This is a genomic window from Mesorhizobium sp. M7A.F.Ca.MR.362.00.0.0, from assembly GCF_004023175.1.
Classification (GTDB): Bacteria; Pseudomonadota; Alphaproteobacteria; order Rhizobiales; family Rhizobiaceae; genus Mesorhizobium.
Window position 1 is genome coordinate 1 of sequence record NZ_RZTF01001236.1, and the last position, 214, is coordinate 214.

Consider the following 214-nt stretch of genomic DNA (forward strand, 5'->3'; position numbering starts at 1 on the left):
CGAACACCGAGCCGGCCGCGGCCTGCACATCCGAGGCGACCGATCCGCCGAAGGAGGAGATGGTGGTGACGCCGTTCTTGCCGTCACCGCCTTCGCTGGCGGATCGAAGCGACAGGGACAAGGTGCCGACGGTGCGGGCCAACGCCACTTTCTGCGCGCCGTCTGTCGTCACCTCGATAGTCACCGAATTGGAAATCTGCGGCGTCGTCTGGCG

General features: G+C 66.4%; 1 pseudogene. It reads right to left on the reverse strand.

The window, feature by feature from the left end:
* Positions 1 to 214 (reverse strand): annotated as a pseudogene (locus EOC06_RS39765) (Flp pilus assembly protein CpaB); the annotation flags it as partial.